This is a genomic window from Enterobacter sp. LU1 (genome assembly GCF_008271405.2).
GTDB classification, from domain to species: Bacteria; Pseudomonadota; Gammaproteobacteria; order Enterobacterales; family Enterobacteriaceae; genus Enterobacter; species Enterobacter hormaechei_C.
In genome coordinates this window covers 1,567,843-1,593,617 of sequence record NZ_CP043438.2, presented here as the reverse complement: position 1 = coordinate 1,593,617, position 25,775 = coordinate 1,567,843, and the positions used below count along the sequence as shown (strand labels likewise).

Genomic DNA, 25,775 nt, shown 5'->3' with positions numbered 1-25,775 from the left:
ACATAGCCTTTGAGCTGTGCATCTACATAGGCCCCCGGATGGGCCAAATTCGGAGATATCACCGCAATGTCAATTATTGGTCGCATTCACTCCTTTGAATCCTGTGGCACCGTCGATGGCCCGGGGATCCGCTTTATCACTTTCTTCCAGGGCTGCCTGATGCGCTGCCTGTACTGCCATAATCGTGACACCTGGGACACCCATGGCGGTAAAGAAGTCACCGTTGAAGATCTGATGAAAGAGGTGGTGACCTATCGCCACTTCATGAACGCGTCCGGCGGTGGCGTGACGGCATCCGGCGGTGAAGCCATTCTTCAGGCTGAGTTTGTGCGCGACTGGTTTCGCGCCTGCCACAAAGAAGGCATTCATACCTGCCTCGACACCAACGGCTTTGTGCGCCGTTACGATCCGGTTATTGATGAACTGCTTGAAGTGACCGATCTGGTGATGCTCGATCTCAAGCAGATGAACGATGAGATCCACCAGAATCTGGTTGGCGTTTCAAACCACCGTACGCTGGAATTTGCCAAATACATTGCCAATAAAGGCGTCAAGACCTGGATCCGCTACGTGGTGGTGCCGGGCTGGTCAGATGATGATGACTCTGCACATCGTCTGGGTGAATTTACCCGGGATATGGGTAACGTGGAGAAAATTGAACTCCTGCCCTATCACGAGCTGGGTAAACATAAATGGGTGGCGATGGGTGAAGAGTACAAACTCGATGGCGTGAAGCCGCCGAAAAAAGAGACGATGGAGCGCGTCAAAGGTATTCTTGAGCAGTATGGCCACAAGGTCATGTATTAACGAAAAGGCCCGGTGAAAACCGGGCCTTTTTATATTCTATTTAAAGACGCCGTTAATAACGGAAGTCACAATCGCCGTACTTAGCGCAATTAAGACCAGGTCGTCACCTACCACGCGCCATTCATAGCCCGGATAGGAAGGAAGCTGACCCAGCATATCGGCTGGCACGGTTTTCTTCGCAATGCCCGGAGGCAGTGGCTTACCGCGCGCCAGGTTTTTCGCAATTCCCGGAGGCAGAGAGTCGTAGCCTGTTAAGCCGTAATTCAGTGCCAGATGGCGGGCATGATCGAAGCTCACGCGAGCATCCACATCATTACCGACATCTTTGCTGTTTTTAAAGCTCTTATCCGATTTCCCAGGGTTATCCTGACCGTTATTGTGTTTATTACCATGGTTACCAGCGTTCCCGTTACCATGATTGCCGCTATTACCTTGTCCGCCACCGTTTCCGTGACCACCACCATTCCCGTTTCCAGGATTAGCCATGGCCGGAGCCGTTGCAAACGTTAAAGCCAACACTACGGCAAGTGCGGTAGTGGAAAAACGACGAGTAGACATGATTGCTGCCTTTTAGTGGTAAACTCATTTGAATTATCGCCAGGCAGTAAAAACTCACAATAAGTAAAAGTCTTATATGTGACAGGGACAAAAAAGCCTGTCATCGACAGGCTTTTAATAAGTCATGCATGGGCCACTGGCGTTGGATGTTCGCCCACTTTGCGCAGCAGCATTAACAGATAAATAAACGACACGCTGGCGATCATAATAAACAGCAGATTGTCAGAATAATTTTGCATGAGCATAGCGGTAAACGTCGGACCCAGTAAACTGCCGATGGTGTAACTCAGCAACAAAGCCTGGTTCATTGCAACCAGCTGGTGATGCTCAACTTTCTCACAGGCCCAGGCCATCGCGACCGGATAGAGCGTAAAGCCCGCAGCTCCCAGAATGAACAGCGCAGGCGCCATTGCGGCGTTGCTGAGCATGGCGAGACAGCCCATGATGACCACGAAAACCTGGACGCGCAGCACCAGCAGACGACCAAAGCGGTCCGCCAGGCGGCCAATCGGCCACTGGCCGACAATCCCCGCGCTGACCATCACCGCCATCCAGAAACCGATCCCGGAATCACTGACGCCCTGATGGTTAAGATAGAGCGGCATCAGGCCATAGAGCGAGCCCAGCACAATCCCGGAAATAATGCAGCCGTTAACCCCCAGACGCGCCTGGCGCAGTCTCAGCATCGGCCAGACGTGGGTAGCTTCCTGATGCTCGCTGTTTTGATTCACAATGCGGGTAAAGAGCAGCGGCAGGATCGCCGCCAGAACCATGCCCGTCACCCACGGCAGCACGCTCATCAGGTCGGTTGGCAGTTTGCTGACCATCAGCTGTCCCAGAACGGTACCGACGTAGTAAACCATCATATAGGCCGCCAGCAGACGCCCGCGATTACGGGACGTTCCGCTGCACATTAGCGCACTTTCAACCACCACCCAGATCATGGCGCAGCCGACGCCCGCAATAAAGCGCCAGACCATCCAGCTCCAGAAGCCGACCATGAGGCCTAAACCGGCGCAGCCGACGGCAAAGATCAGCGACGCCAGATAATAACTGCGGTTAAAACCAAAGCGCTTAATAAGGCTGCCCGTTAATAAGGTGCCCAGCAGATTGCCCGTAAAAAAGGACGAGCTAACCATACCCACCTGCCAGGTCGGTAAGTTTTCATGGGCGAGCCATAGCGGGACGAGTGTGTTTAACACCGCGATCGCCAGGGTCAGCAAAAGCAGGCCACAGAGCAACAAAAGCACCGGGCGGGTATAGGTGGTCATGGATTAAAAACCGTGAGGAAGTTCAGATTTCGTGCGCATCATGCCACTGGCAAAAACAAAGTCAATCCACCGGTTCAGGCGTCACGCACGTTATGCGCCTTGTCGATTTAAAAAACTCATCCTGCTAATGCAAAGCCTGTTACTGATATTAATTATCTATTTGTTTTTATTTATTTCCGGGAATTTTTACAACGAAACATCAGTCGAAAAATTTCATGAATGAAAAAAGAAAAGCCGGGCGCTATGTCCCGGCTTTTTATAACAAAATCTAAAATTAGCTGGCGATAGCCATACCGACCGTCATATGCAGACCGTAAAATACGCCGCGACCAATTAACTCCCCTGCCAGCACCAGCACAAAGGCCAGGGACAGCAACGGCAGCGCAGGCGAGTAACCTTTAAGCTGAGGGGCAATCCAGCACACCAGCGCCGCCGTCAGCAGCACCACACGCCAGGCCATCAGCGAACCGTAATCCGGCACCAGCGCCGAAGCCTGCTGGATAGAGCTGTGAATGGTCGCCAGCTCCGCTCCCTGCATGAGCGCGACAACGGTACTGATTACCAGCGCCAGCAGCGAGACCGCGGGCAGCAGGCGCATCGCCCAACCATTAATGCCAGCCACACGCAGCAGCAGATAACCCAGCAGCGGCCCGCCAATAAACATGGTCAGGAAGAAGCTCATCGGCGTCCAGACGCTGTACCAGGTCGGAACGGTATCGATAGTGTTGTACACCCGGACCATCATCCAGACGAAGACAACGCCCAGTACCATGGTGACGATGAGCCACAACGCGCGTAACCCTGACGGCAGCTTTTTCACCGCTGCCAGTAACCACCCCAGCCCGCCAACGGCAAAGAAGATTGCCCCGCTGGCAATCTCGTTACTCAGCGAAGAGGCACCTACGCGGTTCAGGGAGTTAAACGCGCGCATCGGTGAGCCCAGGTGCAGCGTAGAGGCGATAAACCCAATGCCCATCAACACCCACAGGCCAAACATGCTTAACACCAAACGCTGCTGCTGTTCAGCATTGAGGTTCCCTTTTAACAGCGCCAGCGCAAGGACGATAAACCCGCCCGCCACGCACTGCCCAAAGACCGTGAAGATCATCAGCGGCCATTCATGCCATCCACTTCCCATCTCACACCTCCTTCGGGTTTGCCAGGTAGCCGGTGGTGTCACCCGTCGGACGGCTGTTGGCGTTAGGTTTAATCACAATACTCGGCTTCGTGAAGTGCGCAGACGGCAGCGGCGCGACGGCAGCAAGCTGACCGTGTTTTTTGCGCAGCTCTTCAATCGGGCCAAAGTCCAGCGCGCGCAGCGGGCAGGATTCGACGCAGATGGGCTTTTTGCCGTCCGCCACGCGGCTATGGCAGCCGTCGCACTTGGTCATGTGGCCTTTGGCGGCATTGTACTGCGGCGCGCCGTACGGGCAGGCCATGTGGCAGTAGCGACAGCCGATGCAGACATCCTCGTCCACCACCACAAAACCGTCGTCGCGCTTGTGCATTGCCCCGCTCGGGCAGACCTTGGTGCAGGCCGGATCTTCGCAGTGGTTGCAGGCAATCGACAGGTAATAGGCGAAGACATCCTGATGCCAGACGCCGTTGTCCTCCTGCCAGTCGCCGCCCGCGTATTCATAAATACGACGGAAGCTAACGTCCGGGGTCAGATCTTTGTAATCCTTGCAGGCCAGCTCGCAGGTTTTGCACCCGGTGCAGCGGCTGGAATCAATAAAAAATCCATACTGGGTTGTCATCGGTTACTCCTTACGCCTTTTCAACCTGAACGAGGTTTGTGTGGGATGGGTTGCCCTTCGCCAGCGGCGACGGACGCTGCGTAGTGAGAACGTTGATGCAGCCCGCCTGATCGATACGGTTCGCATCCGGGTTATACCAGGCCCCTTCCCCCAGCGCGACAACGCCAGGCATCATACGCGGAGTCACTTTAGCTTCGATATGCACTTCGCCACGTCCGTTGAAGATACGTACGCGATCGCCATTACTAATGCCGCGCGCTTTCGCATCCATCGGGTTGATCCACATCTCCTGTCGGCAGGCCGCTTTCAGTACGTCAACGTTGCCGTAGGTGGAGTGAACACGCGCTTTGTAGTGGAAACCGGTCAACTGAAGCGGGAATTTCGCCGTCAGCGGATCGTTGTAGTTTTCGAAGCCTGGCGTATAAATCGGCAGCGGATCGATAACATCCCCTTCCGGCAATTCCCACGTTGCAGCAATTTTTGCCAGCTCTTCGGAGTAGATCTCGATTTTGCCCGACGGCGTGGTCAGCGGATTGGCCTGCGGATCGTCGCGGAAGGCTTTATACGCCACGTGATGCCCTTCGGGATCGCGCTGCTTGTACATGCCCTGCTTGCGGAAGGTATCGAAGTCCGGCAGGTCAGGAATGGCTTTGCGTGAGAGCTCGTGCAGATGGCGCATCCACCCTTCCTGAGTACGTCCTTCAGTGAACTGCTGCTCAACGCCAAGACGTTTCGCCAGCTCGGAAGTCATCTCATAAATGGTTTTGCACTCGAAGCGCGGTTTGATGGCCTGGTCAGTGAAGATCACATAGGACATGTTGCCGCAGGAGGCGTCCAGCGCGAAATCCATCTGCTCAGACGCAGTGCAGTCTGGGAGCAGAATATCGGCATACTTGGCCGATGAGGTCATGTGGCAGTCGATCACCACAATCATTTCGCACTTCTTGTCGTCCTGCAAAATTTCATGGGTGCGGTTGATTTCAGAGTGCTGGTTGATCAGGCAGTTACCGGCGTAGTTCCAGATCATTTTGATCGGCACGTCCAGCTTATCTTTGCCCCGAACACCGTCACGCAGCGCGGTCATTTCCGGGCCGCGCTCGATCGCGTCCGTCCACATAAACATGGAGATGCTGGTCTGAACCGGATTATCCAGCGTTGGCATACGTTCAAACGGGACTTCATACGAGCCTTCACGCGCCCCGCTATTACCGCCGTGAATACCAACGTTGCCAGTCAGAATCGAGAGCATAGAAATAGCGCGGGTGGCAATTTCGCCGTTCGCGTGGCGCTGTGGTCCCCATCCCTGGCTGATATAAGCCGGTTTGGCTGAACCAATTTCACGGGCCAGCTGAACAATACGCTCGACTGGAATGCCGGTAATGGTGGATGCCCACTCAGGGGTTTTCGCTACCCCGTCGCTGCCCTGACCAAGAATGTACGCTTTGTAATGCCCGTTAGCCGGTGCGCTGGCTGGCAGGGTCTTCTCGTCATAACCAACGCAGTATTTATCAAGGAACGGCTGATCGACGAGGTTTTCAGTGATCATCACATACGCCAGCGCATTGACCAGCGCCGCATCGGTACCAGGGCGAATAGGGATCCACTCGTCTTCACGTCCCGCGCCGGTATCGGTATAGCGCGGATCGACGATGATCATACGTGCGTTGGATTTGGCGCGCGCCTGCTCAAGATAATAGGTTACCCCACCGCCGCTCATCCGGGTTTCGCCTGGGTTGTTACCGAACAACACCACCAGTTTACTGTTTTCGATATCCGACGGGCTGTTACCGTCTGCCCAGCCGCCGTAGGTGTAGTTCAGCCCCGCAGCAATCTGTGCGGAAGAGTAGTCGCCGTAATGATTGAGATAGCCGCCGCAGCAGTTCATCAGGCGCGCCACCAACGTTTTACCCGGCGGCCAGGAGCGGGTCATGGTACCGCCCAGCGTGCCGGTGCCGTAGTTGAGGTAGATGGATTCGTTGCCATACTCTTTGATCAGGCGCTGCATGTTAGTCGCGATAATATCGTAGGCTTCGTCCCAGCTAATACGCTCGAACTTCCCTTCCCCACGCTTACCGACGCGCTTCATTGGGTATTTCAGACGATCCGGGTTATAAACGCGACGGCGCATTGAACGGCCACGCAGACAGGCACGAACCTGATGTAACCCTTCGTAGTTATCATCGCCGGTATTGTCTGTTTCGACATATTTGATTTCACCGTCCACAACATGCATACGCAGAGGACAACGGCTACCACAGTTAACGGTACAGGCACTCCACACCACTTTTTCCGGGGCTGAAGCGGGAGACAGAGCCTCCGCCGCCGACGCCAGACGGGTAAAAGGGAGCGTAAAGGCGCTGCTGGCAACCGCCAGACCGCCTATTGCCGTGGTTTTCATCAACCCACGGCGAGTGACCTCGGCAGCCATTAACGCTTCAGGCGCTTTGATTTTCATAAAGACTCACTTTGGTTGCTCACAAAGAAATAAAGGGCGGCATACACCGCTATATAGTTTTATGTATAACGATATTTTTGGTTATCAGTGTTTTATGCTGACTTTCGTTCGGAGGAGTATTACTACTTTAGAGGGAGGGGTTATTGCTTCGTATCAAATCAGAGGCATAAAAAAAGCGCCCTGAGGCGCTTTTTTGTCTTAGAGCAAATAATTAGCCGATGAACTGCTGGCCTTTCATGTAAGGGCGCAGCACTTCCGGGATCTCAATGCGTCCGTCAGCCTGCTGGTAGTTTTCCAGCACAGCAACCAGCGTACGGCCTACTGCCAGACCGGAACCGTTCAGGGTATGAACCAGACGGGTTTTCTTGTCAGATTTGCTGCGGCAACGCGCCTGCATACGACGCGCCTGGAAATCCCAGACGTTGGAGCAGGAGGAGATTTCACGGTAGGTGTTCTGCGCGGGCACCCAGACTTCAAGGTCGAAGGTTTTGCAGGCACCGAAGCCCATGTCGCCGGTGCACAGCGCCATACGGCGGTACGGCAGGCCCAGCAGCTCCAGCACTTTCTCAGCATGACCGGTCATCTCTTCCAGCGCGTCCATAGACTCTTCCGGACGAACGATCTGCACCATCTCAACTTTATCGAACTGGTGCATACGGATCAGACCGCGCGTATCGCGACCGTAAGAACCGGCTTCAGAACGGAAACATGGAGAGTGCGCGGTCAGTTTGATTGGCAGATCGTCTTCGTCGATGATCTCATCACGCACGAGGTTGGTCAGCGGCACTTCCGCGGTTGGGATCAGTGCGTAGTTGCTGCTGTCTGCTTCCTCGTCCAGCGGACGGGTGTGGAACAGATCGCCGGCAAATTTCGGCAGCTGGCCTGTACCGTACAGCGTATCGTGGTTAACCAGATACGGAACGTAGGTTTCGCTGTAGCCGTGCTGCTCGGTGTGCAGATCCAGCATGAACTGCGCCAGAGCGCGATGCAGATGGGCAATTTGACCTTTCATGACCACAAAGCGAGAACCCGTCAGCTTAACCGCAGCCGCAAAGTCCAGGCCCGCGTGCATTTCGCCCAGCGTGACGTGATCGCGCACCTCGAAGTCAAACTCGCGAGGCGTGCCCCAGCGTTTCACTTCAACGTTGTCGTTTTCGTCTTTGCCGACAGGCACGCTGTCGTCAGGAATGTTCGGGATCGCCAGAGCGATATCACGAATTTCAGCCTGAAGAACATCCAGTTCAGCTTTCGCCTGATCCAGCTCTTCACCCAGTTTGTTCACTTCCAGGCGTAATGGCTCAATATCTTCCCCGCGCGCTTTCGCCTGGCCAATGGATTTCGATCGAGAATTACGCTCTGCTTGCAGATTTTCAGTTTGTACCTGCAAAACTTTACGACGCTCTTCAAGAGCGCGCAGCTTATCTACATCCAGCTTAAAGCCCCGGCGTGCCAGTTTTTCAGCGACTGCGTCTGGCTCATTACGCAGCAGATTGGGATCGAGCATGCTTATCCTGTGCTTATCGAATTAAAAAAGGAAAAAGTGACCACAGCCTGCGGCCACAGAGATATATTGCCAACATTACCGCAACGATTGAACTAACGGTAGCGTTTTATAGGGCTATTTTGATCCTGTCCGGCAAGCCAGGCGAGCTTTTCGCCAATCTTACCCTCAAGACCTCTGTTTGTGGGATGATAATAGCGGGTTTGTGCCATCTCCTGTGGGAAATACTCTTCCCCGGCGGCGTAGGCATTGGGTTCATCATGGGCGTAGCGATACTCCTGCCCGTAACCCATCTCTTTCATCAATTTGGTTGGCGCATTGCGCAGATGAACCGGCACATCGTAGTCCGGACGTTCACGTGCATCTGACATCGCCGCTTTGAAGGCGGTATACACCGCGTTACTTTTCGGCGCGCAGGCCAGATAGACAATTGCCTGCGCAATGGCACGCTCACCTTCCGCGGGTCCGACGCGGGTAAAGCAGTCCCAGGCGGAAATAGCGACCTGCATGGCGCGTGGATCGGCATTACCGACATCTTCTGACGCGATGGCCAGGCAGCGACGCGCGACATATAACGGATCGCCACCGGCGGTAATGATCCGCGCGTACCAGTAGAGCGCCGCATCCGGGGCGCTGCCGCGCACGGACTTATGTAATGCCGAGATCAGATCGTAAAAACGATCGCCTTTATTATCGAAGCGTGCGCTGCGTTCACCGGCTATTTCGGTGAGCAACTCAGGTTTCAGTACCCGCTTGCCCGCATCGTCCACTTCGGCCATATCGGCCATCATTTCCAGCGTGTTCAGCGCGCGGCGCGCATCGCCGTTGACCAGTTCCGCAATCGCCCGACGCGTGTCGTCTGGCAGAACGATATCCTGCCCGCCGTAGCCGCGCGCCTTATCCTCCATCGCCTGCGTCAGAACCTTTTCGATATCCTCTGTGGTCAGGGATTTAAGCAGGTAAACGCGGGCGCGGGAAAGCAGCGCGGAGTTGAGTTCAAACGACGGGTTTTCCGTGGTTGCGCCGATGAAGAAAATCGTGCCGTCTTCAATGTGCGGCAGAAACGCATCCTGCTGGCTTTTATTGAAACGGTGGACTTCATCGACAAACAGAATGGTGCGGCGCCCGGCATTACGGTTTTGCCGCGCGCGCTCGATCGCCTCACGAATCTCCTTCACGCCGGAGGTAACCGCCGAGATGCGCTCAACGTCCGCGTTAGCATAGCGGGCGATCACTTCAGCGAGGGTTGTTTTGCCGGTGCCGGGTGGCCCCCAGAGGATCATGGAGTGCAGATGCCCCGCCTCTATGGCGCGCGGCAAGGGTTTCCCCGCAGCCAGCAGGTGTTGCTGGCCGATGTACTGCGCTAAATTTTCTGGCCGCATACGGGCGGCCAGAGGTTGAAACGCATTATCTGAAAAATCGAGCGACAGGTTGCTCACTCATGCCTCTTACTTATTACGTTGGTCGTCCACCGTTACGCCCTGCGGCGGGGTAAAGGTGAATTTCGAAGCATCTACGGCGCCGTTTTGCTGAGACTTAAGCTGATAGCTACTGCGCTGATCGTCCTGCTCAACCGCACCGAACTGATTGATGGTACCGTTGCTGCTCACGTTAATGGTGAACTGCTTCAGGTTACCGTTGCTGCCTTTTGGCGTCAGGACGAACTCATCACCGTTTTGTTTAATGTTGTACTGCTGCCAGTCGCTGGACTGGTTACGGGCAATGAGCATAAACGGCGTATTGCTGGTCGCGTCTTTCAACCAGGTGGCGGTCGCCTGCTCAACAAACGGGTTGTAGAACCATAAGGTTTTCCCGTCGGACACCAGCACGCTTTCATCCGGCTGGGTCATGTGCCAGTTGAAGAGATTCGGGCGTTTCACCCACAAATCCCCCTGACCTTCCTGCACCGCGTTGCCACTGCCGTCAGTCACTTTTTGCGTGAAGCTGGCGTGGAAGCTGCTCACTTTATCCAGTCGGCTTTTAAGGTCGCTGGCTGCATCAGCCCAGACGCTGCTGGCAACAAAACTGGAGAGTAATGCACAGGCGATGGCGATTTTTTTCATTGTTATTCCTTAAAATACGTCTTCCCGATATGGGGGTTCCGTTTCTATTCTGGACCTGCCCGAAGGCAGGCGACAGAAGAATATGCTTAATTTTTGCTGATTTACCCTTCTTTGCAATCGCTGAAGGTTAATCAAACGGCGGTGGCGCCAGCACCTCACGGTTACCGTTATGCCCCTGTTCGCTCACAATACCCTGGGCTTCCATCTGCTCGATAATACGCGCCGCGCGGTTGTAGCCAATACGGAACTGGCGCTGGACGCCGGAGATGGACGCCTTACGTTTTTCGGTAACGAAATTAACCGCCTGGTCAAATAACGGATCCAGCTCTTCGCCGCCGTCAAAACCACCGCCGCCACCTTCGCTTTCACTGTCGGAGGTGATGCCGTCAACGTATTGCGGCCGACCGCGCGCTTTCCAGTCCTGCACCACCGCATGCACTTCCTGGTCGCGAACAAACGCACCGTGTACGCGCACCGGCGAGGTGGAGTTCGGGCCGGAATAGAGCATATCGCCCATCCCCAGCAGCGACTCTGCACCGCCCTGGTCAAGGATAGTACGCGAGTCAATTTTACTCGACACGGTAAACGCGATACGGGTCGGGATGTTTGCCTTAATAAGACCGGTGATAACGTCTACGGACGGACGCTGCGTTGCCAGTACCAGATGGATGCCCGCCGCACGCGCTTTCTGCGCCAGACGCGCAATCAGCTCTTCCACTTTCTTGCCAACGGTCATCATCAGGTCGGCGAACTCATCCACCAGCACCACGATGTAAGGCAGTTTTTCCAGCACCGGATGCTGGGTATCCATGCTGTCCCCCGGCTTCCAGTATGGGTCCGGAATCGGACGGCCCATACGTGCCGCCTCAGCGATTTTCTCGTTATAACCGGCCAGGTTACGCACGCCCAGCGCAGACATCAGCTTATAGCGACGCTCCATTTCATTGACGCTCCAGCGCAATGCGTTGGCGGCGTCCTTCATGTCGGTCACCACTTCCGTTAACAGGTGCGGAATGCCTTCGTAGACGGACAGTTCAAGCATTTTCGGGTCGATCATGATGAAACGCACATCTTCAGGCTGCGCTTTGTAGAGCATACTGAGGATCATGGCGTTCACCCCGACCGATTTACCGGAGCCGGTGGTACCCGCAACCAGCAGGTGCGGCATCTTCGCAAGATCGGCAACCACCGGATCGCCAGCGATATCTTTACCCAACACCACGGTCAGAGGGGACGGGTTGTCGCGGAATTTGGTGTTATCCAGAACTTCACGCAGATAAACGGTCTGGCGTTTCTTGTTTGGCAGCTCAAGGCCAACGTAAGGCTTACCTGGGATCACTTCCACCACGCGTACCGCCACGGTCGACAGAGAACGCGCCAGGTCACGGGAGAGGTTAGAAATACGCGCCGCTTTTACGCCTGGCGCCAGATTCAGTTCGAAACGGGTGATCACCGGGCCAGGTGAGTAGTTCACCACGTCCGCTTTAATACGGAAGTCAGCCAGACGCGCTTCCACCAGACGGGCCATCTGCTCAAGAGCAAAAGTATCCACCGGTTCGACTTCCGCTGGCGGCGGCGTTAACAGATCCAGCGACGGCAACGGCGTACTTGGTCGTTGCAGCGGACGGCTGTCTCCGTTACGCATCAGCAGCGGGTGAATCAGGCTTTCCTGCGGCTGTGGTGCTGGCTGCTGGAACTGCGGCTGCGGCGGTTGGGCCGACGGTGTATGCGGCTGCGCATAAGCCTGCGGCGCTGGCTGTTGTGGCTGCGCATTAACCTGCGGCGCTGGCGCCTGACGCACCGGTTCCGCTTCTGGCATCACGCTCGGCGTGAACAGCGGTTCGCTCGGACCGTCATCCACCAGATCTTTCATCGGTGAAAATTCAAAATCCGAGAGCGAGAACGGGTTTGCCCCCGAAGGCTGCTCACCGGAATAACGTTGCTGTTGCGTGGCCGCAAACTGACGCGCTAATTCCGCTTCGGCAGCATCATCTTCATCCTGCTGAGAATGAACATCGTGTTGGTACTCATTCCCGTAGCGTTGAGTCTGCTGGGCGGCAAACTGACGCGCCAGCTCATCCTGATGCAGTTCGTCGGCATCATCTTCGTAGTCGGACTCACGGGCTTTCTCTTCCGCCATACGCTGGGAAGGCAGTTTAATGCCATAAGAGGCCAGCTCCCGGCGCGTCGGTACGCGCACGCGATTAGGACGCGGCAATTGTGGACCAATGCCCTCTTTTACCTGAGGACGTGGCGCACCATCGGTTGCCGGGCTGAATAGCGGAGCGGACGCGGCAGCGGCTGCCGTTGCCTGCTTCACGGTTTCCGCTCTCGACGCAACGGCTGGCGCTGGGTCTACAGGTGCAACGCTCGCAGAAGGCGCTTTTACAACAGGCTCCTGCACCGGCTCAGGCACGGGCTGATACCAGGCGGCAAGCTGCTCGCGCTCTCGGGCACGGCGCTCTTCCACCTCTTCAAAATAGTACAATGGCGGACGGGATGGCTTCGCTTCCTCCACCACTTCGGGTTCAGACACCGGCGCAACGTATGGCTGTTCAGGTTCAGCAGGTTCGGGCGTATAGGCCTGATACGGCTGTTGCGGCTCGCTGGCAGGCTCAGGCGTCTGATACGGTTGCTGCCACTGTTCCTGCTGCACAGGAATATAGCTTTCAGGCTCCGGCGCAATGGTCGGTTCAGGCGTATGGACGCCTGGCGCAGTCTGCCAGTCCACCTGCGGTTGCTGGATCGCGGATTCCGGTGCCGGAACAGGCGAGGACGGCATCACGGCTTCAACAGGCGCAACATGGGCCTGCGCAGCCGTCGTTGCGGCAGCAGCAGCGGCTACCGGTTCAGTCACGGAATGACCATGCAACAGCGGATCGTATTCGTCATACTCACCCGGCGTAGCTCGATGACCAGAGAACAACACATCATCAGGATCGACGGCCGCGCCGCGATACTCAATCTGCTCCTCTTCATCCATACGTTTGCCGGAGAAAAGCGCGGCATCCGTTTTACGGCCTAACGGGTTAGCAAATTTTTCAGCAACGCGCTGGCGGCGCGCCAGAGCACCGCGCAGAATACGGGCACGGCGGGATTCACGACGCTGCACGGGTGCCTCGTCTTCCTCTTCGTACTCATCTTCATATTCATCTTCATCGACCCACGTATCATCACGACGGGTGCGATTGCTGGCAAACGTCAGCAGAGTCAGAATAAAGCTGCCGATTTTTTCGGCAATGCTCACCCAGGACCAGCCGGTAAACAGCGTCAGGCCCGCTGCCCAGATACAAAGCAGCGCCAGCGTGCCGCCGCTGCTGTGAAGCATCGGTTGCAGCGCGGAGCTCAACAGGCTGCCAATCACCCCGCCGGAGGCGAAGTACCAGATGTCATCGGCGTTGATCGCCGCCAGTCCGCAGGAGGTGAGGATCAGCGCCAGGGCGCCAATCAGGCGCAGCGAAACGGCAAAATAATCGATGTAGTCGTCGTTCTGTCGATGACGCCAGGCAAACCAGCATCCGCCAATAATGATGACGGGAAGGGTATAGGCCATCACACCGAAAATGAAGAAGAGTGTGTCCGCAAGCCAGGCGCCGGGAACGCCACCTAAATTATGGATAGGCTCATGCCATGCGGTTTGCGACCAGCTGGGGTCTGAGGGGTTGAAACTGAGTAAGGCAGCCATCAGCCAGACGGCAAAAAGGGCAATAACAATCAGTAACGCCTCAAGGAGACGACGTCCGCTGCTTAGCTTAGATAATGTGACTTCTTTGTCTTCAGTGTATTCCTGGCTCAAGAAAGGCTCTCCAGGTATCAGGCATGTCCTGCCTGTGTGCTAAAACGGACAACAGCGCCGGGACTCCCCGGCACTGTTGCTGTATGGATTAACAGGAGTGTAATCAAACTACACTGATTTTGCACCTGTTCCGTGTTAGCGCGTCTTAATAACCAGACGATTGCTCTGTTTGACCTCTTCCATCACCACATAAGTACGGGTGTCGTTCACGCCTGGCAGACGCAGCAGGGTTTCACCCAGCAGCTTACGGTAGGCGGACATATCAGGCACACGGGTTTTCAACAGGTAGTCAAAATCACCGGAAACCAGATGACACTCTTGAATTTCTTCAAGTTTTTGTACAGCGGCGTTAAATTGCTCAAACACATCTGGTGCACCACGATTCAGAGTAATCTCAACAAATACCAGAAGTGAGGCATCCAGATAATGCGGGTTCAGCAGAGCCGTATAGCCCTGAATAAAACCCTGTCTTTCCAGTCGACGCACACGCTCAAGGCACGGCGTCGGGGAAAGTCCCACACGTTTTGAAAGCTCGACGTTGGAAATACGCCCATCCTTTTGCAATTCATTAAGAATGTTACGATCGATACGGTCGAGATCTTTGCCAGGGCGCTTCTTGCTATCTACCATTATTATTGTCTCTCTGTATTCCTTCCCTACTCCTGCCTGGACCCTGTGCACATCACTGTTCAGAGCCTGGACCCGTTATTCATCACATCGCCTGGTTATGTATTAGACGCGATGTAGATTCGGGTTCTGCGGTAAGAAGACCGTTGCCCGAAAGCAGTCACAGACATCACGTATGGCGTCTGTCCACACCATGCGTAGATTTCACTGACCCGGTAAAAATGGCATTTCCGTGCATGTCTATGCGGCATGCAGTTCGTGCGTCTTTTTTTCTTCCTTGAATGTTTTCGCAAAAGCGCAGGGGATTGTCAAAGCAAAACATCGATTTTTAGTACAACATGCCGGATATTCATTACGGAGGGGTATTAATCCTCATTTTATTGCCTTATAAACGCGCGGTTTTCAGTAGCAGAAGTGATGTGACCGCCTCTGACCCATAGGGCGCGTCTATTGCATATATCGGAAGCAAAACTCTCCTGCTCTTTTTTTACGGCAACAAATTCCCTACAATCCAGCCCATTGCCTGCCAACAACAATGGGGATCTCATGGGCACGACCAAACACAGTAAGCTGCTAATCCTTGGTTCTGGACCTGCGGGATATACCGCAGCGGTCTATGCTGCACGCGCTAACCTGCAACCGGTACTGATCACCGGGATGGAAAAAGGCGGTCAGCTGACCACCACCACGGAAGTGGAAAACTGGCCTGGCGACCCGAACGACCTGACCGGGCCGCTGCTGATGGAGCGCATGCACGAGCATGCCGCCAAATTCGAAACCGAAATCCTGTTCGACCACATCAATAAAGTGGATTTGCAGAACCGTCCGTTCCGCCTGACGGGTGACAGCGGCGAATACACCTGCGATGCGCTGATCATCGCCACCGGCGCCTCTGCCCGCTATCTCGGCCTGCCGTCTGAAGAAGCGTTCAAAGGCCGCGGCGTGTCAGCCTGCGCGACCTGCGACGGTTTCTTCTATCGCAACCAGAAAGTTGCGGTTATCGGCGGCGGCAACACCGCTGTGGAAGAAGCGCTGTATCTGGCAAATATTGCCTCAGAAGTACACCTGATTCACCGTCGCGACACCTTCCGCGCGGAGAAGATCCTGATTAAACGCCTGATGGACAAAGTGGCGAGCGGCAACATTGTGCTGCATACCAACCGTACGCTGGAAGAAGTGACTGGCGATCAGATGGGCGTGGCGGGACTGCATATCCGTGATACCCAGAACACCGATAACGTCGAAACGCTGGAAGTGGCAGGCCTGTTTGTGGCAATCGGTCACAGCCCGAACACGGCTATCTTTGAAGGCCAGCTGGAGCTGGAGAACGGCTACATCAAAGTGCAGTCTGGCATTCACGGCAACGCCACCCAGACCAGCGTTCCGGGTGTCTTCGCAGCTGGCGACGTGATGGACCATATTTATCGTCAGGCGATCACCTCTGCGGGCACCGGTTGTATGGCCGCGCTGGACGCAGAACGCTACCTGGACGGGCTGGCTGAACAAGGCAAATAATCTTTACAAGTCAGTAACAAACGTAAATAAAGGCGGCCACTGGTCGCCTTTATTTTTGCTCGCGTGTAACATGCAGAGGTCTAATTTCTTATAACGTCACCTGCAAAGTACGCAATGGAAAAAACCCGTCAACAAGAGTTAACCCGCTGGCTGAAACAGCAAAGCGTTCTGTCCCGCCGCTGGCTTATGATTTCCCGCGTTTTGGGATTCATCAGCGGTCTGTTGATTGTTGCCCAGGCATGGCTGCTGGCCCGCATTCTCAACCATATGATCATGGAGAACATCCCGCGCGAAGCGCTGCTGTTGCCGTTTATCGTTCTGGTGCTGGTTTTCGTTCTGCGTGCGTGGGTGGTCTGGCTGCGCGAGCGGGTTGGGTTCCACGCCGGGCAGCACATCCGCTATGAGATTCGCCGCAAGGTACTCGATCGGCTTTCGGAAGCCGGACCTGCGTGGATCCAGGGTAAGCCAGCCGGCAGCTGGGCGACGCTGATCCTTGAGCAAATCGACGATATGCACGATTACTACGCGCGTTATCTTCCCCAGATGGCGCTGGCGGTGTTTGTGCCCCTGATGATTGTTATCGCCATCTTCCCTGTTAACTGGGTGGCGGCGTTGATCCTGCTAGGCACCGCCCCGCTCATCCCGCTGTTTATGGCGATGGTCGGCATGGGCGCGGCAGATGCTAACCGTCGTAACTTCCTGGCGCTGGGTCGGTTGAGCGGTCATTTCCTGGACCGTCTGCGCGGAATGGAAACCCTGCGGATCTTCGGTCGTGGTGAAGCGGAAACCGAAAACATTCGCCTGGCGTCGCAGGATTTCCGTCAGCGCACCATGGAAGTGTTGCGCATGGCCTTTCTCTCTTCTGGCGTGCTCGAATTTTTCACCTCCCTGTCGATTGCGCTGGTGGCGGTTTACTTTGGCTTCTCCTACCTCGGCGCGCTGGACTTTGGCCACTACGGTACGGCGGTCACGCTTTCCGCCGGGTTCCTGGCGCTGATCCTGGCCCCGGAATTTTTCCAGCCGCTTCGCGATCTCGGCACCTTTTACCATGCCAAAGCGCAGGCGGTGGGTGCTGCCGACAGCCTGAAAACCTTCATGGAAACGCCGCTGGCGAATCCGGAGCGTGGTGAGGTAACGCTGAATACGAACGATCCGGTGACCATTGAAGCACAGGATTTTTCTGTTCTGTCGCCTGAAGGCAAAGTGCTGGCCGGTCCGCTGAACTTTACCCTGCCTGCCGGGCAACGTGTGGTGCTGGTGGGTACCAGCGGCTCAGGTAAAAGCTCATTGTTGAATGCTCTGTCAGGTTTTATGGCGTACACCGGATCGCTGCGTATCAACAAAACGGAGCTGCGCGAGCTCGATCCTGATGCCTGGCGTAAACAGCTGAGTTGGGTGGGGCAAAACCCGCAGCTGCCAGCTCCGACGCTGCGCGAGAATGTGCTGCTGGCACGCCCGGATGCGCGTGAAGATGAGCTGCAATCGGTCCTCGACCGCGCCTGGGTCAGCGAGTTTCTGCCGCTGCTTGCGCAGGGTGTCGATACCGTCATTGGCGATCAGTCTGCCGGGCTGTCAGTTGGCCAGGCACAGCGCGTCGCGGTCGCCCGTGCGCTGCTGAATCCCTCTTCGCTAATGCTGCTGGACGAACCTGCGGCCAGCCTGGACGCTCACAGCGAGCAGCGCGTGATGGATGCGCTTAACGCAGCCTCACGCCAGCAAACCACCCTGATGGTGACTCACCTGCTGGAAGGTATTGCCGACTGGGATCAGATCTGGGTGATGGAAAACGGACACATTGTTGAACAAGGCGATTACGCCGCGCTTGTTGCCGCGCAGGGGCCGTTTGCGACCCTGCTGGCGAACCGTCAGGAGGATATCTGATGCGCGCCCTGCTTCCGTATCTTGCACTGTATAAACGCCACAAATGGATGCTGACGCTCGGGATCGTGCTGGCGATCGTTACTCTGCTGGCCAGCATCGGTCTGCTTACGCTTTCCGGCTGGTTCCTCTCCGCGTCTGCGGCCGCAGGCTTTGCCGGGCTGTACAGCTTTAACTACATGCTGCCTGCCGCCGGGGTGCGCGGCACGGCGATTACGCGAACTGCCGGACGCTACTTCGAACGTCTGGTCAGCCACGACGCGACCTTCCGCGTGCTGCAACACCTGCGTATTTACACCTTCAGCAAACTGCTGCCCCTCTCCCCTGCCGGGCTGGCACGTTTTCGACAGGGCGAATTACTCAACCGCGTGGTCGCAGATGTGGATACGCTGGATCACCTCTATCTGCGCGTCATTTCACCTATGGTGGGCGCGTTTGTAGTGATTGTCGTGGTCACGCTGGGGTTGAGTTTCCTGGATGTTCCCATCGCACTGACGCTCGGCGGCATCATGCTGATGACGCTGATTATTCTGCCGCCCCTGTTTTATCGTGCAGGTAAAACCACCGGGGAAAACCTGACGCGCCTGCGAGGGGAATATCGCCAGCAGCTCACCGCCTGGTTGCAGGGACAGGCCGAGCTCACCCTTTTTGGTGCCAGCAAACGGTACCGCGCCCGCATGGAAAATACGGAGCTGAACTGGCATGAAGCCCAGCGTCGCCAGTCTGAACTGACCGCGTTCTCCCAGGCGCTGATGATGTTAATTGGTGGGATTGCCGTAATCGCCATGCTCTGGATGGCCTCCGGTGGCGTGGGCGGTAACGCGCAGCCTGGCCCGCTGATTGCGCTGTTTGTTTTCTGCGCCCTGGCAGCCTTTGAAGCCTTAGCCCCGGTCACGGGCGCCTTTCAGCATCTCGGCCAGGTGATTGCCTCTGCGCTGCGCATTACGGATATTGCCGAGCAGGAGCCGGAAGTGAAGTTCAGCGCGGGTCAAACCGCTGTGCCGGAGCAGGTCGCGCTGACGCTCAGCAATGTCACTTTCGCCTACGACAAGCAGGCGCAATACGCGCTGGAAGACATCACCCTTTCTGTTGATGCCGGGCAGCGCATTGCGATCCTTGGCCGTACGGGATGTGGGAAATCGACACTTCTGCAACTTCTCACGCGCGCGTGGGACCCACAGCAGGGCGAGATTCGGTTTAACGACGTTCCGCTGTCTGGTTTTAGCGAAGCGGCCTTGCGTAAAACGGTCAGCGTCGTGCCCCAGCGGGTGCATCTGTTCAGCGCTACGCTGCGCGATAATCTTCTTCTCGCGGCGCCAAACGCCTCCGACGATACGCTGCGAGCAATGCTGGAGCAGGTTGGGCTGCACAAGCTGCTTGAAGACGACGGCTTGAACAGCTGGCTGGGTGAAGGAGGTCGACAGCTTTCCGGCGGCGAACTACGTCGTCTGGCCATTGCGCGTGCGCTGCTGCACGATGCGCCGCTGATGCTGCTGGATGAGCCGACAGAAGGACTGGATGCCACGACAGAGAGTCAAATCCTTGATTTACTGGCGAATGTGATGAAAGGTAAAACCGTACTGATGGTCACGCACCGTCTGCGCGGGCTGGTGAATTTCGATCAGATAATTGTGATGGACAACGGACACATAATTGAGCAAGGTAGTCACGCAGAGCTGCTGGCAAAACAGGGTCGCTACTACCAGTTTAAACAGCGCCTGTAGACTATATTTGTAGCGTCCTCTCTCGCGTACTGGAGTTCTGTTGTCATGCGCCTGGTGCAGCTTTCTCGCCATAATATTGCGTTCCCTTCACCGGAGGGGGCGCTGCGTGAACCTAACGGCTTGCTGGCTCTGGGCGGCGATCTTAGCCCAGCACGGCTCTTAATGGCTTACCAGCGCGGCATCTTCCCGTGGTTTTCTCCCGGCGACCCGATCTTATGGTGGTCTCCCGACCCGCGAGCCGTGCTGTGGCCTAAACAGTTTCACCTGAGCCGCAGCATGAAGCGTTTTCATGCTAAATCCCCCTTTCGCGTCACGCTCAATCACGCCTTCGGCCAGGTTATCGAAGGCTGCGCTGAAGATCGTCATGAAGGCACCTGGATAACCCGCGATATCATTATCGCCTACCACCAGCTTCATGAGCTGGGTTACGCGCATTCGATCGAAGTGTGGAGCGGCGACGACCTCGTCGGTGGCATGTACGGCGTGGCGCAGGGTACGCTGTTCTGCGGCGAGTCGATGTTCTCCCGCTCCACGAATGCGTCGAAAACCGCGCTGCTGGTTTTTAGCCAGGAATTTGCCCGACGTGGAGGACAGTTAATGGATTGTCAGGTGCTGAATGAGCATACCGCCTCGCTCGGCGCCGTTGAAATCTCCCGCCGACACTATATCGAACACCTGGAACAGTGCCGAAAGGAGACCCTACCACGCGATTTTTGGGTTCCCAGAACGCTCTTTATACCCAATGCCTAAATGTTTTCCGCATATTTTTTATGAGGGTGTTATAATTACGCCGCAGAGTAGCTTCTGCCTGTTGCCCCGCCGCCGTTTGGGACCCTCGCTTCAGATAACGTCCTTACGTTTATCCTGTCGTCTCCCCTTTACGAATGCGCTTTCCGTTCGGTTGTACCGTGACGCTTGGGCAATACGCTGAGACTGTTTTGCTGCGTTTTAAACGCGCAATTCTTTACTTAATTGAGGAATTTCGGCATTATCTTGCCGGTTCAAAACTTGGTAGTGATACCCCAGAGGATTAGATGGCCAAAGAAGACAATATTGAAATGCAGGGTACCGTACTTGATACGTTGCCTAATACCATGTTTCGCGTAGAACTGGAAAACGGTCACGTGGTAACTGCGCACATCTCCGGTAAAATGCGCAAAAACTATATCCGCATTTTGACGGGCGACAAAGTGACTGTTGAGCTGACCCCGTACGACCTGAGCAAAGGCCGCATTGTCTTCCGTAGTCGCTAATTGTTTTCGCCTGTAATGGCAGATGAATATTAAATAAGGCCGGGATATTCCCGGCCTTATTTTTTTGTTAGTACAGTCGATTATTTGAACGATTGGTTGGGTTTTGTTTCGGGTTTTGTGTTGGTTGTACGGTGGTGCGCACAATAAAATCACACAGCCTTACACTCGATGATTTCTAAGCTGCCTCTTAGGCAGTGCACTGGCGTTACGGAGCAGGAGGACAGGCCGACTTTTTCTAAGCTGCCTGTACGGCAGTGCACAATTTGCATCTTAAATGAAACTTCGCGCGCAGTTTCTAAGCAGCCTGTACGGCAGTGCACGTTCTGCTAAACAGCGGTCTGGTGCCGGTACATTTCTAAGCTGCCTGTACGGCAGTGCACTTGAGAGCGAGATGCGCCAGCTGCACGACGAATTTCTAAGCTGCCTGTACGGCAGTGCACTTGGGGGTCGCGTAGACCCCTCTTTTCGTCGATTTCTAAGCTGCCTGTACGGCAGTGCACACAGTGCTCAGGCCCTTTGCGCTGTTCATTGGTTTCTAAGCTGCCTGTACGGCAGTGCACATTGACGAATACGGAATAGAACCGAGCTCATCTTTCTAAGCTGCCTGTACGGCAGTGCACTTTGCTTTTGAGGCCATCGAGCTGGCGAGCCATTTCTAAGCTGCCTGTACGGCAGTGCACCGATTATCGTCTGGTCATCGGAATCTGGTGACTTTCTAAGCTGCCTGTACGGCAGTGCACTTGAAGTGGTGACGGGGGAGGCTGAATATACCTTTCTAAGCTGCCTGTACGGCAGTGCACGCTTTGTGTGTCCCATTTCTGTCTCACATCACCTTTCTAAGCTGCCTGTACGGCAGTGCACACCGGCAACGCCAGCCCCAGCAGGAGGCTTATTTTCTAAGCTGCCTGTACGGCAGTGCACAAAAGAAGAATTTTATTCCCCTTCCGGAAAATTTTCTAAGCTGCCTGTACGGCAGTGCACTGAAATAATACCTCTCCACCATCATGATTTTCATACAAAAAAAGCTAAAATCCCTGCTCAAACCCTTTTTTGCGCTCCAGGATATTTAACCGAAAAATCAATACATTACATTCTGGGCAAAAATCAGGGTCAATTCCCATCCTTCTTTTACCCCACCCTGAACAAAAAACACCCGTTCCATACCCCCTGACAAATGGCTATACTTACTCATGACAAATGACATCATCCAGGAGGTATCATGAGAACATGGGTTCCTGCGCAAAGGCCGGCTGATAACACGCTGTGGCGCTACGCCGGTTTACCTGCAAGTAGAGGCATGCGGTTGATTGAATATCTCAATCAAGGATTACCCGTCAGCGTCCTCGACAATATTCACGAGTGGACGGACATGTCGAAAGCGGAGATTTTACGCGTCACGGGAATCAACGAGCGTAACGTTGCCCGCCGCAAAAGTACGGGCCGGACGCTGACGCCCGACGAGAGCGAACGTGTGGCGCGTTTCGTTCGGGTACTGGATGCGGCTGTCGATTATTTCGGCAGTAAAGAAGAGGCATGGAACTGGTTGCAGTTACCGGTACGTGGGCTTGGCAATGTTGCACCTGTCGATCTGATTGCCACGGAAACCGGTGCGCTGGAAGTTACCGATTTGATTGGTCGACTGGAGCACGGAGTGTTCGCATGATTTTTTATCGTCTGGTGACAGGACGTTTTGCCAGCGAAGCATGGAGTGGAAGTGGTGCAAACCAGTATGGCGGACGCTGGAATCATAAAGGCCATCCTGCCGTGTATGTCTCCACCTCCATCTCGCTGGCTTCACTGGAAATTCTGGTGCATGTCAGAAAAGACACCGTGCTGAACCAGTACCAGCTTTTCAGCATTAATATCCCGGATGATCAGATTGATTACCTGGATAAAGCGTGGCTGCCCGAGGACTGGCAGGAAAATCCGGCGCCGGTATCAACGATGGATCTGGGTACCGGTTGGTTGCAGGCTAACAGCGCTCTCGCACTCATCTTACCCTCCTGCATCATTCCCTATGAAAACAACGCCATACTTAATCCATTGCATCCGGCATTCCGCAAAGCACTTAATTCTGTTGAGTTACTGCCTTTTAATTTTGATACCCGTCTCGCAGAAAAAACCGCACCCTGAAAGCTGATGCGGCTGTGATTTATCAGAACCAGGGAACTGTCGCTGTCGCGCTGAGTCCGTAGGTTGAAAACATGCCAACCACAGGTGCGGAAAGCAACTCACCATGACGGATAAAAAGCCTGAAAGACTGGCCCGTCGAGAGGCTACGTAAATTGAGCCAGGGTAAATCGGTCCTCGCTTCCTCCATTGTGCGTATCCTTTGCTGCGCCTCTTCTTCGGTTATCCAACCTTTTTTTACCGAACGACGCATAAGCCGCGGCGCGCTGCTTTTCACCTGGACACGGGATACGCATCGCCAGTGATATACCTCTGGCACGGCTTTAATTGCCGAGCACAGACAGTAATCGCTCAGACCTTTTCGCCATGCCAGCGATTCGAGTTCGCTTAACGCCTGGTGTTCGCCGTGCAGGCGTAACACCGCGCCGGGCTTAATACCGTGCGCAGGGAAGCTAACGCCAATATCCCCTTTCCCTCGCTGACCCAGCGCACGATGAAGTTTGGCCATCAGCGCGGCCATTAGCATCTCCTCGCTAAACTCCGGGTCGGGCAGCACGCGGATCTCAATGTAGTGATCCATAATCACTCCTTACTCGCCCTTCTCGCCGAAGACACCGCCACGGATCAGTACGGCCATCACATAATGCTGCTGCTCAACGTCGGGTTTCTGCCCTTTCGTCACCCAGTTATCAAGAAGCGTGTAGAAGTCCATTTTCTCTTTTGGCTGACGGCAGGCCACGCCGCGGCTGGTGACCGATCCATACGGTTCAACGGCTATCGCGCCAAGTTCATCCACCTTTGGATGCCAGGTATCGATCGTCCGAATCGCATTGCCGATTTTCTGCGAGTGCATGCCAGCCACATTATCAACCTGATACAGCAGGCGACTCTTGCTGCTGTTGCTGTCAAGAACCAGCTCCTGCGACGGGAAGATCTCCTGTCCGGCACCGAGCAACACCTGTGCCTCTACGTTCAACAGCACAAATCCCTCACCGCTAAGCCCTTTTTCAATTTCCTGCGCCAGCGCTTCAAGATCCTTATCGCTTGCAGAAAAATCTCGCAGTGCGTAGCAATAAGCATCAAACGTCCACGTTTTACTGCCCGTCACGCGCACGATAATTTTTTCAGCGCCGACGCGGTTACGCCATAAAAAACGCCCGTTCGCCAGGTTAGTTGCATAGCGGCGCGCCAGTTCTGCAAAGCCGTGTTCACTGATATAGCCGTCAATAACCTGCTGAAGCGCATCCTGATAGGCGCGGTCATTGCACACGGAAGGTGTTGACAGGTTGCCCAGCACGCGTAGGGTAAACTTCACCTGTAAGGTGTCAGTGTCTGCGGGCAGCGCAGCCACATCCACCCGCTGGAGGTTAGCTTTCTGAATCTCGGCATCCAGTTTTGCCGGATCGTTAGTAAGCGCGTTCTTCAGGCGGTTGGAAATCGTGCCACGCACCGCTTTTTCCTGAATGCGGATCGGTTGCCAGGTTTCACCCTGCCAGCTTCCGGAATACATCACCGCATCCGACGTCGCCAGTTTACGTTCAAATGCCAGAACAGATGCCGTTTTAACGGCAGTTGGAGCCTTTGCCATAGCTAAATCCTTTTTATTTTGAATGTGCAGATGTCACCGGCGCGCCCGCGCCCTGACAGTAATAGCCCGTTTCTGTCGTATGAAAACGCCAGAAAATTTCATTAAGAGACTGAATCCGGTGCAGACCGCACCACTCGCCCACGCCATACACCGCCTCCGTAAACGCAAAGGGTGTTTCTGCATCACGTGCGTTACTTACCATGCCGGGGGAATAGAGTTCAGAAATCCGCTGATAGCCAGTCATCAAGGGCACCAGATAATCGAATAAACTGAAAGTGTTTTGCCGCCTGCAAGCGCTTTTCTTCATTAAACCAGAAGGAGACCCAGTTCTGTAAATATTCCGTCGGACGATATTCACTCTGCGGGCATAGCCAGGAGACATCAATATCCACTTCATTCGCGGAATAGAGTGGCGTGCCATCCGTGCCACAAAAACCGACCATCACGCCCGCTCGCGCGAACTCCCGCATCGCCATTTGCGTAACGGATGTTCCCATTCCCAACATTACCGCCGTCGTATTAGCGATGGGAATATTCCAGTAAAAAGACTCTTTACCTTCCTGAGTGACATATTCAACGCGTCCACCATTTACCTGAATACGACATTTCTCCAGGTAATAGATATTGGCACGTTTTGAATGAAGAATGGTTTTTAAGTCGGATGGGGTAATGCTGTTCGCTGGCATAGCAAGTGCTTTTTATTTCAATGTGTTGAATGCGGGGTATGTTAGCGGAGATAAGATGAAGACAAATGTGACGCGTATCAAATGAATAATAATTATCGGAGTGTCGAGATAAAAAATCTCTGACATATTTAATGTATTATTTTTATGAATAATATATATGAGGGAA

20 protein-coding genes, 2 pseudogenes and 1 CRISPR repeat array are annotated in these 25,775 nt (G+C 54.9%); of the genes and pseudogenes, 8 read left to right on the top strand and 14 right to left on the bottom strand.

Annotation, left to right across the window (positions count from 1 at the left end):
* Positions 1 to 66: 66 nt before the first annotated feature.
* Positions 67 to 807 (top strand): pyruvate formate lyase 1-activating protein, encoded by a 741-nt coding sequence (pflA, locus tag FZF21_RS07600; protein WP_003858250.1) that lies wholly within the window; start codon positions 67 to 69, stop codon positions 805 to 807.
* 36 nt (positions 808 to 843) lie between these two features.
* Here pflA and FZF21_RS07595 read toward each other — a convergent pair whose 3' ends face one another.
* From FZF21_RS07595 to lrp, 10 genes are all read right to left on the bottom strand, one after another.
* Positions 844 to 1,365, bottom strand: a complete 522-nt coding sequence (locus FZF21_RS07595) for an anti-virulence regulator CigR family protein (RefSeq protein WP_017384833.1) — start codon at positions 1,363 to 1,365, stop codon at positions 844 to 846.
* Between the two features lie 122 nt (positions 1,366 to 1,487).
* Positions 1,488 to 2,636 (bottom strand): MFS transporter, encoded by a 1,149-nt coding sequence (locus tag FZF21_RS07590; RefSeq protein ID WP_003858254.1) that lies wholly within the window; start codon positions 2,634 to 2,636, stop codon positions 1,488 to 1,490.
* Between the two features lie 274 nt (positions 2,637 to 2,910).
* On the bottom strand, positions 2,911 to 3,774 hold the full coding sequence (locus FZF21_RS07585; protein ID WP_017693703.1) for a dimethyl sulfoxide reductase anchor subunit family protein: 864 nt from the start codon (positions 3,772 to 3,774) through the stop codon (positions 2,911 to 2,913).
* A gap of 1 nt (position 3,775) precedes the next feature.
* Positions 3,776 to 4,393, bottom strand: a complete 618-nt coding sequence (locus tag FZF21_RS07580) for a DMSO/selenate family reductase complex B subunit (protein WP_017384835.1) — start codon at positions 4,391 to 4,393, stop codon at positions 3,776 to 3,778.
* A gap of 10 nt (positions 4,394 to 4,403) precedes the next feature.
* Positions 4,404 to 6,848, bottom strand: a complete 2,445-nt coding sequence (dmsA, locus tag FZF21_RS07575) for a dimethylsulfoxide reductase subunit A (RefSeq protein WP_015570977.1) — start codon at positions 6,846 to 6,848, stop codon at positions 4,404 to 4,406.
* A gap of 211 nt (positions 6,849 to 7,059) precedes the next feature.
* A complete protein-coding gene (serS, locus tag FZF21_RS07570) occupies positions 7,060 to 8,352 on the bottom strand; it encodes a serine--tRNA ligase (protein WP_003858266.1) in 1,293 nt (430 codons plus the stop codon).
* Positions 8,353 to 8,444: 92 nt separating this feature from the next.
* On the bottom strand, positions 8,445 to 9,788 hold the full coding sequence (gene rarA / locus FZF21_RS07565; RefSeq protein WP_023296220.1) for a replication-associated recombination protein RarA: 1,344 nt from the start codon (positions 9,786 to 9,788) through the stop codon (positions 8,445 to 8,447).
* Positions 9,789 to 9,797: 9 nt separating this feature from the next.
* Entirely contained in the window at positions 9,798 to 10,412 is a 615-nt protein-coding gene (gene lolA, locus FZF21_RS07560) for an outer membrane lipoprotein chaperone LolA (protein WP_003858270.1), read from the bottom strand.
* A gap of 127 nt (positions 10,413 to 10,539) precedes the next feature.
* A complete protein-coding gene (locus FZF21_RS07555) occupies positions 10,540 to 14,208 on the bottom strand; it encodes a DNA translocase FtsK 4TM domain-containing protein (RefSeq protein ID WP_039271201.1) in 3,669 nt (1,222 codons plus the stop codon).
* 135 nt (positions 14,209 to 14,343) lie between these two features.
* Positions 14,344 to 14,838, bottom strand: a complete 495-nt coding sequence (gene lrp / locus FZF21_RS07550) for a leucine-responsive transcriptional regulator Lrp (protein WP_000228469.1) — start codon at positions 14,836 to 14,838, stop codon at positions 14,344 to 14,346.
* Between the two features lie 543 nt (positions 14,839 to 15,381).
* Between lrp and trxB the strand changes: the two genes are divergently transcribed.
* The 7 genes from trxB (at position 15,382) to FZF21_RS07515 (ending at position 23,338) form a co-directional block, all read left to right on the top strand.
* Entirely contained in the window at positions 15,382 to 16,350 is a 969-nt protein-coding gene (gene trxB, locus FZF21_RS07545; protein WP_023324402.1) for a thioredoxin-disulfide reductase, read from the top strand.
* A 114-nt stretch (positions 16,351 to 16,464) separates the two neighbouring features.
* On the top strand, positions 16,465 to 18,231 hold the full coding sequence (cydD, locus tag FZF21_RS07540) for a cysteine/glutathione ABC transporter permease/ATP-binding protein CydD (protein WP_047737738.1): 1,767 nt from the start codon (positions 16,465 to 16,467) through the stop codon (positions 18,229 to 18,231).
* A complete protein-coding gene (gene cydC / locus FZF21_RS07535) occupies positions 18,231 to 19,952 on the top strand; it encodes a cysteine/glutathione ABC transporter ATP-binding protein/permease CydC (protein WP_047737741.1) in 1,722 nt (573 codons plus the stop codon). The genes cydD and cydC overlap by 1 nt, the downstream gene beginning before the upstream one ends.
* A gap of 45 nt (positions 19,953 to 19,997) precedes the next feature.
* A complete protein-coding gene (gene aat / locus FZF21_RS07530; RefSeq protein WP_047737743.1) occupies positions 19,998 to 20,702 on the top strand; it encodes a leucyl/phenylalanyl-tRNA--protein transferase in 705 nt (234 codons plus the stop codon).
* Positions 20,703 to 20,986: 284 nt separating this feature from the next.
* The gene (gene infA / locus FZF21_RS07525; protein WP_002211347.1) at positions 20,987 to 21,205 is read left to right on the top strand and encodes a translation initiation factor IF-1; all 219 of its coding nucleotides are present in this window, start codon (positions 20,987 to 20,989) and stop codon (positions 21,203 to 21,205) included.
* A 172-nt stretch (positions 21,206 to 21,377) separates the two neighbouring features.
* Positions 21,378 to 22,186: direct repeats of the CRISPR family, unit length 28 nt; unit sequence TTTCTAAGCTGCCTGTACGGCAGTGCAC.
* Positions 22,187 to 22,424: 238 nt separating this feature from the next.
* Positions 22,425 to 22,868 (top strand): antitoxin Xre/MbcA/ParS toxin-binding domain-containing protein, encoded by a 444-nt coding sequence (locus tag FZF21_RS07520; RefSeq protein ID WP_023296216.1) that lies wholly within the window; start codon positions 22,425 to 22,427, stop codon positions 22,866 to 22,868.
* The gene (locus tag FZF21_RS07515) at positions 22,865 to 23,338 is read left to right on the top strand and encodes an RES domain-containing protein (protein WP_032647883.1); all 474 of its coding nucleotides are present in this window, start codon (positions 22,865 to 22,867) and stop codon (positions 23,336 to 23,338) included. Before FZF21_RS07520 ends, FZF21_RS07515 begins: the two co-directional genes overlap by 4 nt.
* A 22-nt stretch (positions 23,339 to 23,360) precedes the next feature.
* On the opposite strand, the gene cas6f is transcribed toward FZF21_RS07515, so the two are convergent.
* From cas6f to cas1f, 4 genes and pseudogenes are all read right to left on the bottom strand, one after another.
* Positions 23,361 to 23,915, bottom strand: a complete 555-nt coding sequence (gene cas6f / locus FZF21_RS07510) for a type I-F CRISPR-associated endoribonuclease Cas6/Csy4 (RefSeq protein WP_023296214.1) — start codon at positions 23,913 to 23,915, stop codon at positions 23,361 to 23,363.
* 9 nt (positions 23,916 to 23,924) lie between these two features.
* On the bottom strand, positions 23,925 to 24,923 hold the full coding sequence (csy3, locus tag FZF21_RS07505; RefSeq protein ID WP_149120988.1) for a type I-F CRISPR-associated protein Csy3: 999 nt from the start codon (positions 24,921 to 24,923) through the stop codon (positions 23,925 to 23,927).
* Between the two features lie 13 nt (positions 24,924 to 24,936).
* Positions 24,937 to 25,182, bottom strand: a pseudogene (locus FZF21_RS07500) (type I-F CRISPR-associated protein Csy2); the annotation flags it as partial.
* Positions 25,178 to 25,609: pseudogene (gene cas1f, locus FZF21_RS07495) on the bottom strand (type I-F CRISPR-associated endonuclease Cas1f); the annotation flags it as partial. The pseudogenes cas1f and FZF21_RS07500, both read right to left, overlap by 5 nt.
* Positions 25,610 to 25,775: the final 166 nt, after the last annotated feature.

Coding starts and splice junctions, on each gene's coding strand:
- aat (WP_047737743.1), top strand. CDS start 19,998: ATGCGCCTGGTGCAGCTTTCTCGCCATAATATTGCGTTCCCTTCACCG.
- FZF21_RS07580 (WP_017384835.1), bottom strand. CDS start 4,393: ATGACAACCCAGTATGGATTTTTTATTGATTCCAGCCGCTGCACCGGG.
- pflA (WP_003858250.1), top strand. CDS start 67: ATGTCAATTATTGGTCGCATTCACTCCTTTGAATCCTGTGGCACCGTC.
- lrp (WP_000228469.1), bottom strand. CDS start 14,838: ATGGTAGATAGCAAGAAGCGCCCTGGCAAAGATCTCGACCGTATCGAT.
- cydC (WP_047737741.1), top strand. CDS start 18,231: ATGCGCGCCCTGCTTCCGTATCTTGCACTGTATAAACGCCACAAATGG.
- dmsA (WP_015570977.1), bottom strand. CDS start 6,848: ATGAAAATCAAAGCGCCTGAAGCGTTAATGGCTGCCGAGGTCACTCGC.
- serS (WP_003858266.1), bottom strand. CDS start 8,352: ATGCTCGATCCCAATCTGCTGCGTAATGAGCCAGACGCAGTCGCTGAA.
- cydD (WP_047737738.1), top strand. CDS start 16,465: ATGGAAAAAACCCGTCAACAAGAGTTAACCCGCTGGCTGAAACAGCAA.
- csy3 (WP_149120988.1), bottom strand. CDS start 24,923: ATGGCAAAGGCTCCAACTGCCGTTAAAACGGCATCTGTTCTGGCATTT.
- FZF21_RS07595 (WP_017384833.1), bottom strand. CDS start 1,365: ATGTCTACTCGTCGTTTTTCCACTACCGCACTTGCCGTAGTGTTGGCT.
- lolA (WP_003858270.1), bottom strand. CDS start 10,412: ATGAAAAAAATCGCCATCGCCTGTGCATTACTCTCCAGTTTTGTTGCC.
- FZF21_RS07585 (WP_017693703.1), bottom strand. CDS start 3,774: ATGGGAAGTGGATGGCATGAATGGCCGCTGATGATCTTCACGGTCTTT.
- infA (WP_002211347.1), top strand. CDS start 20,987: ATGGCCAAAGAAGACAATATTGAAATGCAGGGTACCGTACTTGATACG.
- FZF21_RS07590 (WP_003858254.1), bottom strand. CDS start 2,636: ATGACCACCTATACCCGCCCGGTGCTTTTGTTGCTCTGTGGCCTGCTT.
- cas6f (WP_023296214.1), bottom strand. CDS start 23,915: ATGGATCACTACATTGAGATCCGCGTGCTGCCCGACCCGGAGTTTAGC.
- FZF21_RS07515 (WP_032647883.1), top strand. CDS start 22,865: ATGATTTTTTATCGTCTGGTGACAGGACGTTTTGCCAGCGAAGCATGG.
- trxB (WP_023324402.1), top strand. CDS start 15,382: ATGGGCACGACCAAACACAGTAAGCTGCTAATCCTTGGTTCTGGACCT.
- FZF21_RS07520 (WP_023296216.1), top strand. CDS start 22,425: ATGAGAACATGGGTTCCTGCGCAAAGGCCGGCTGATAACACGCTGTGG.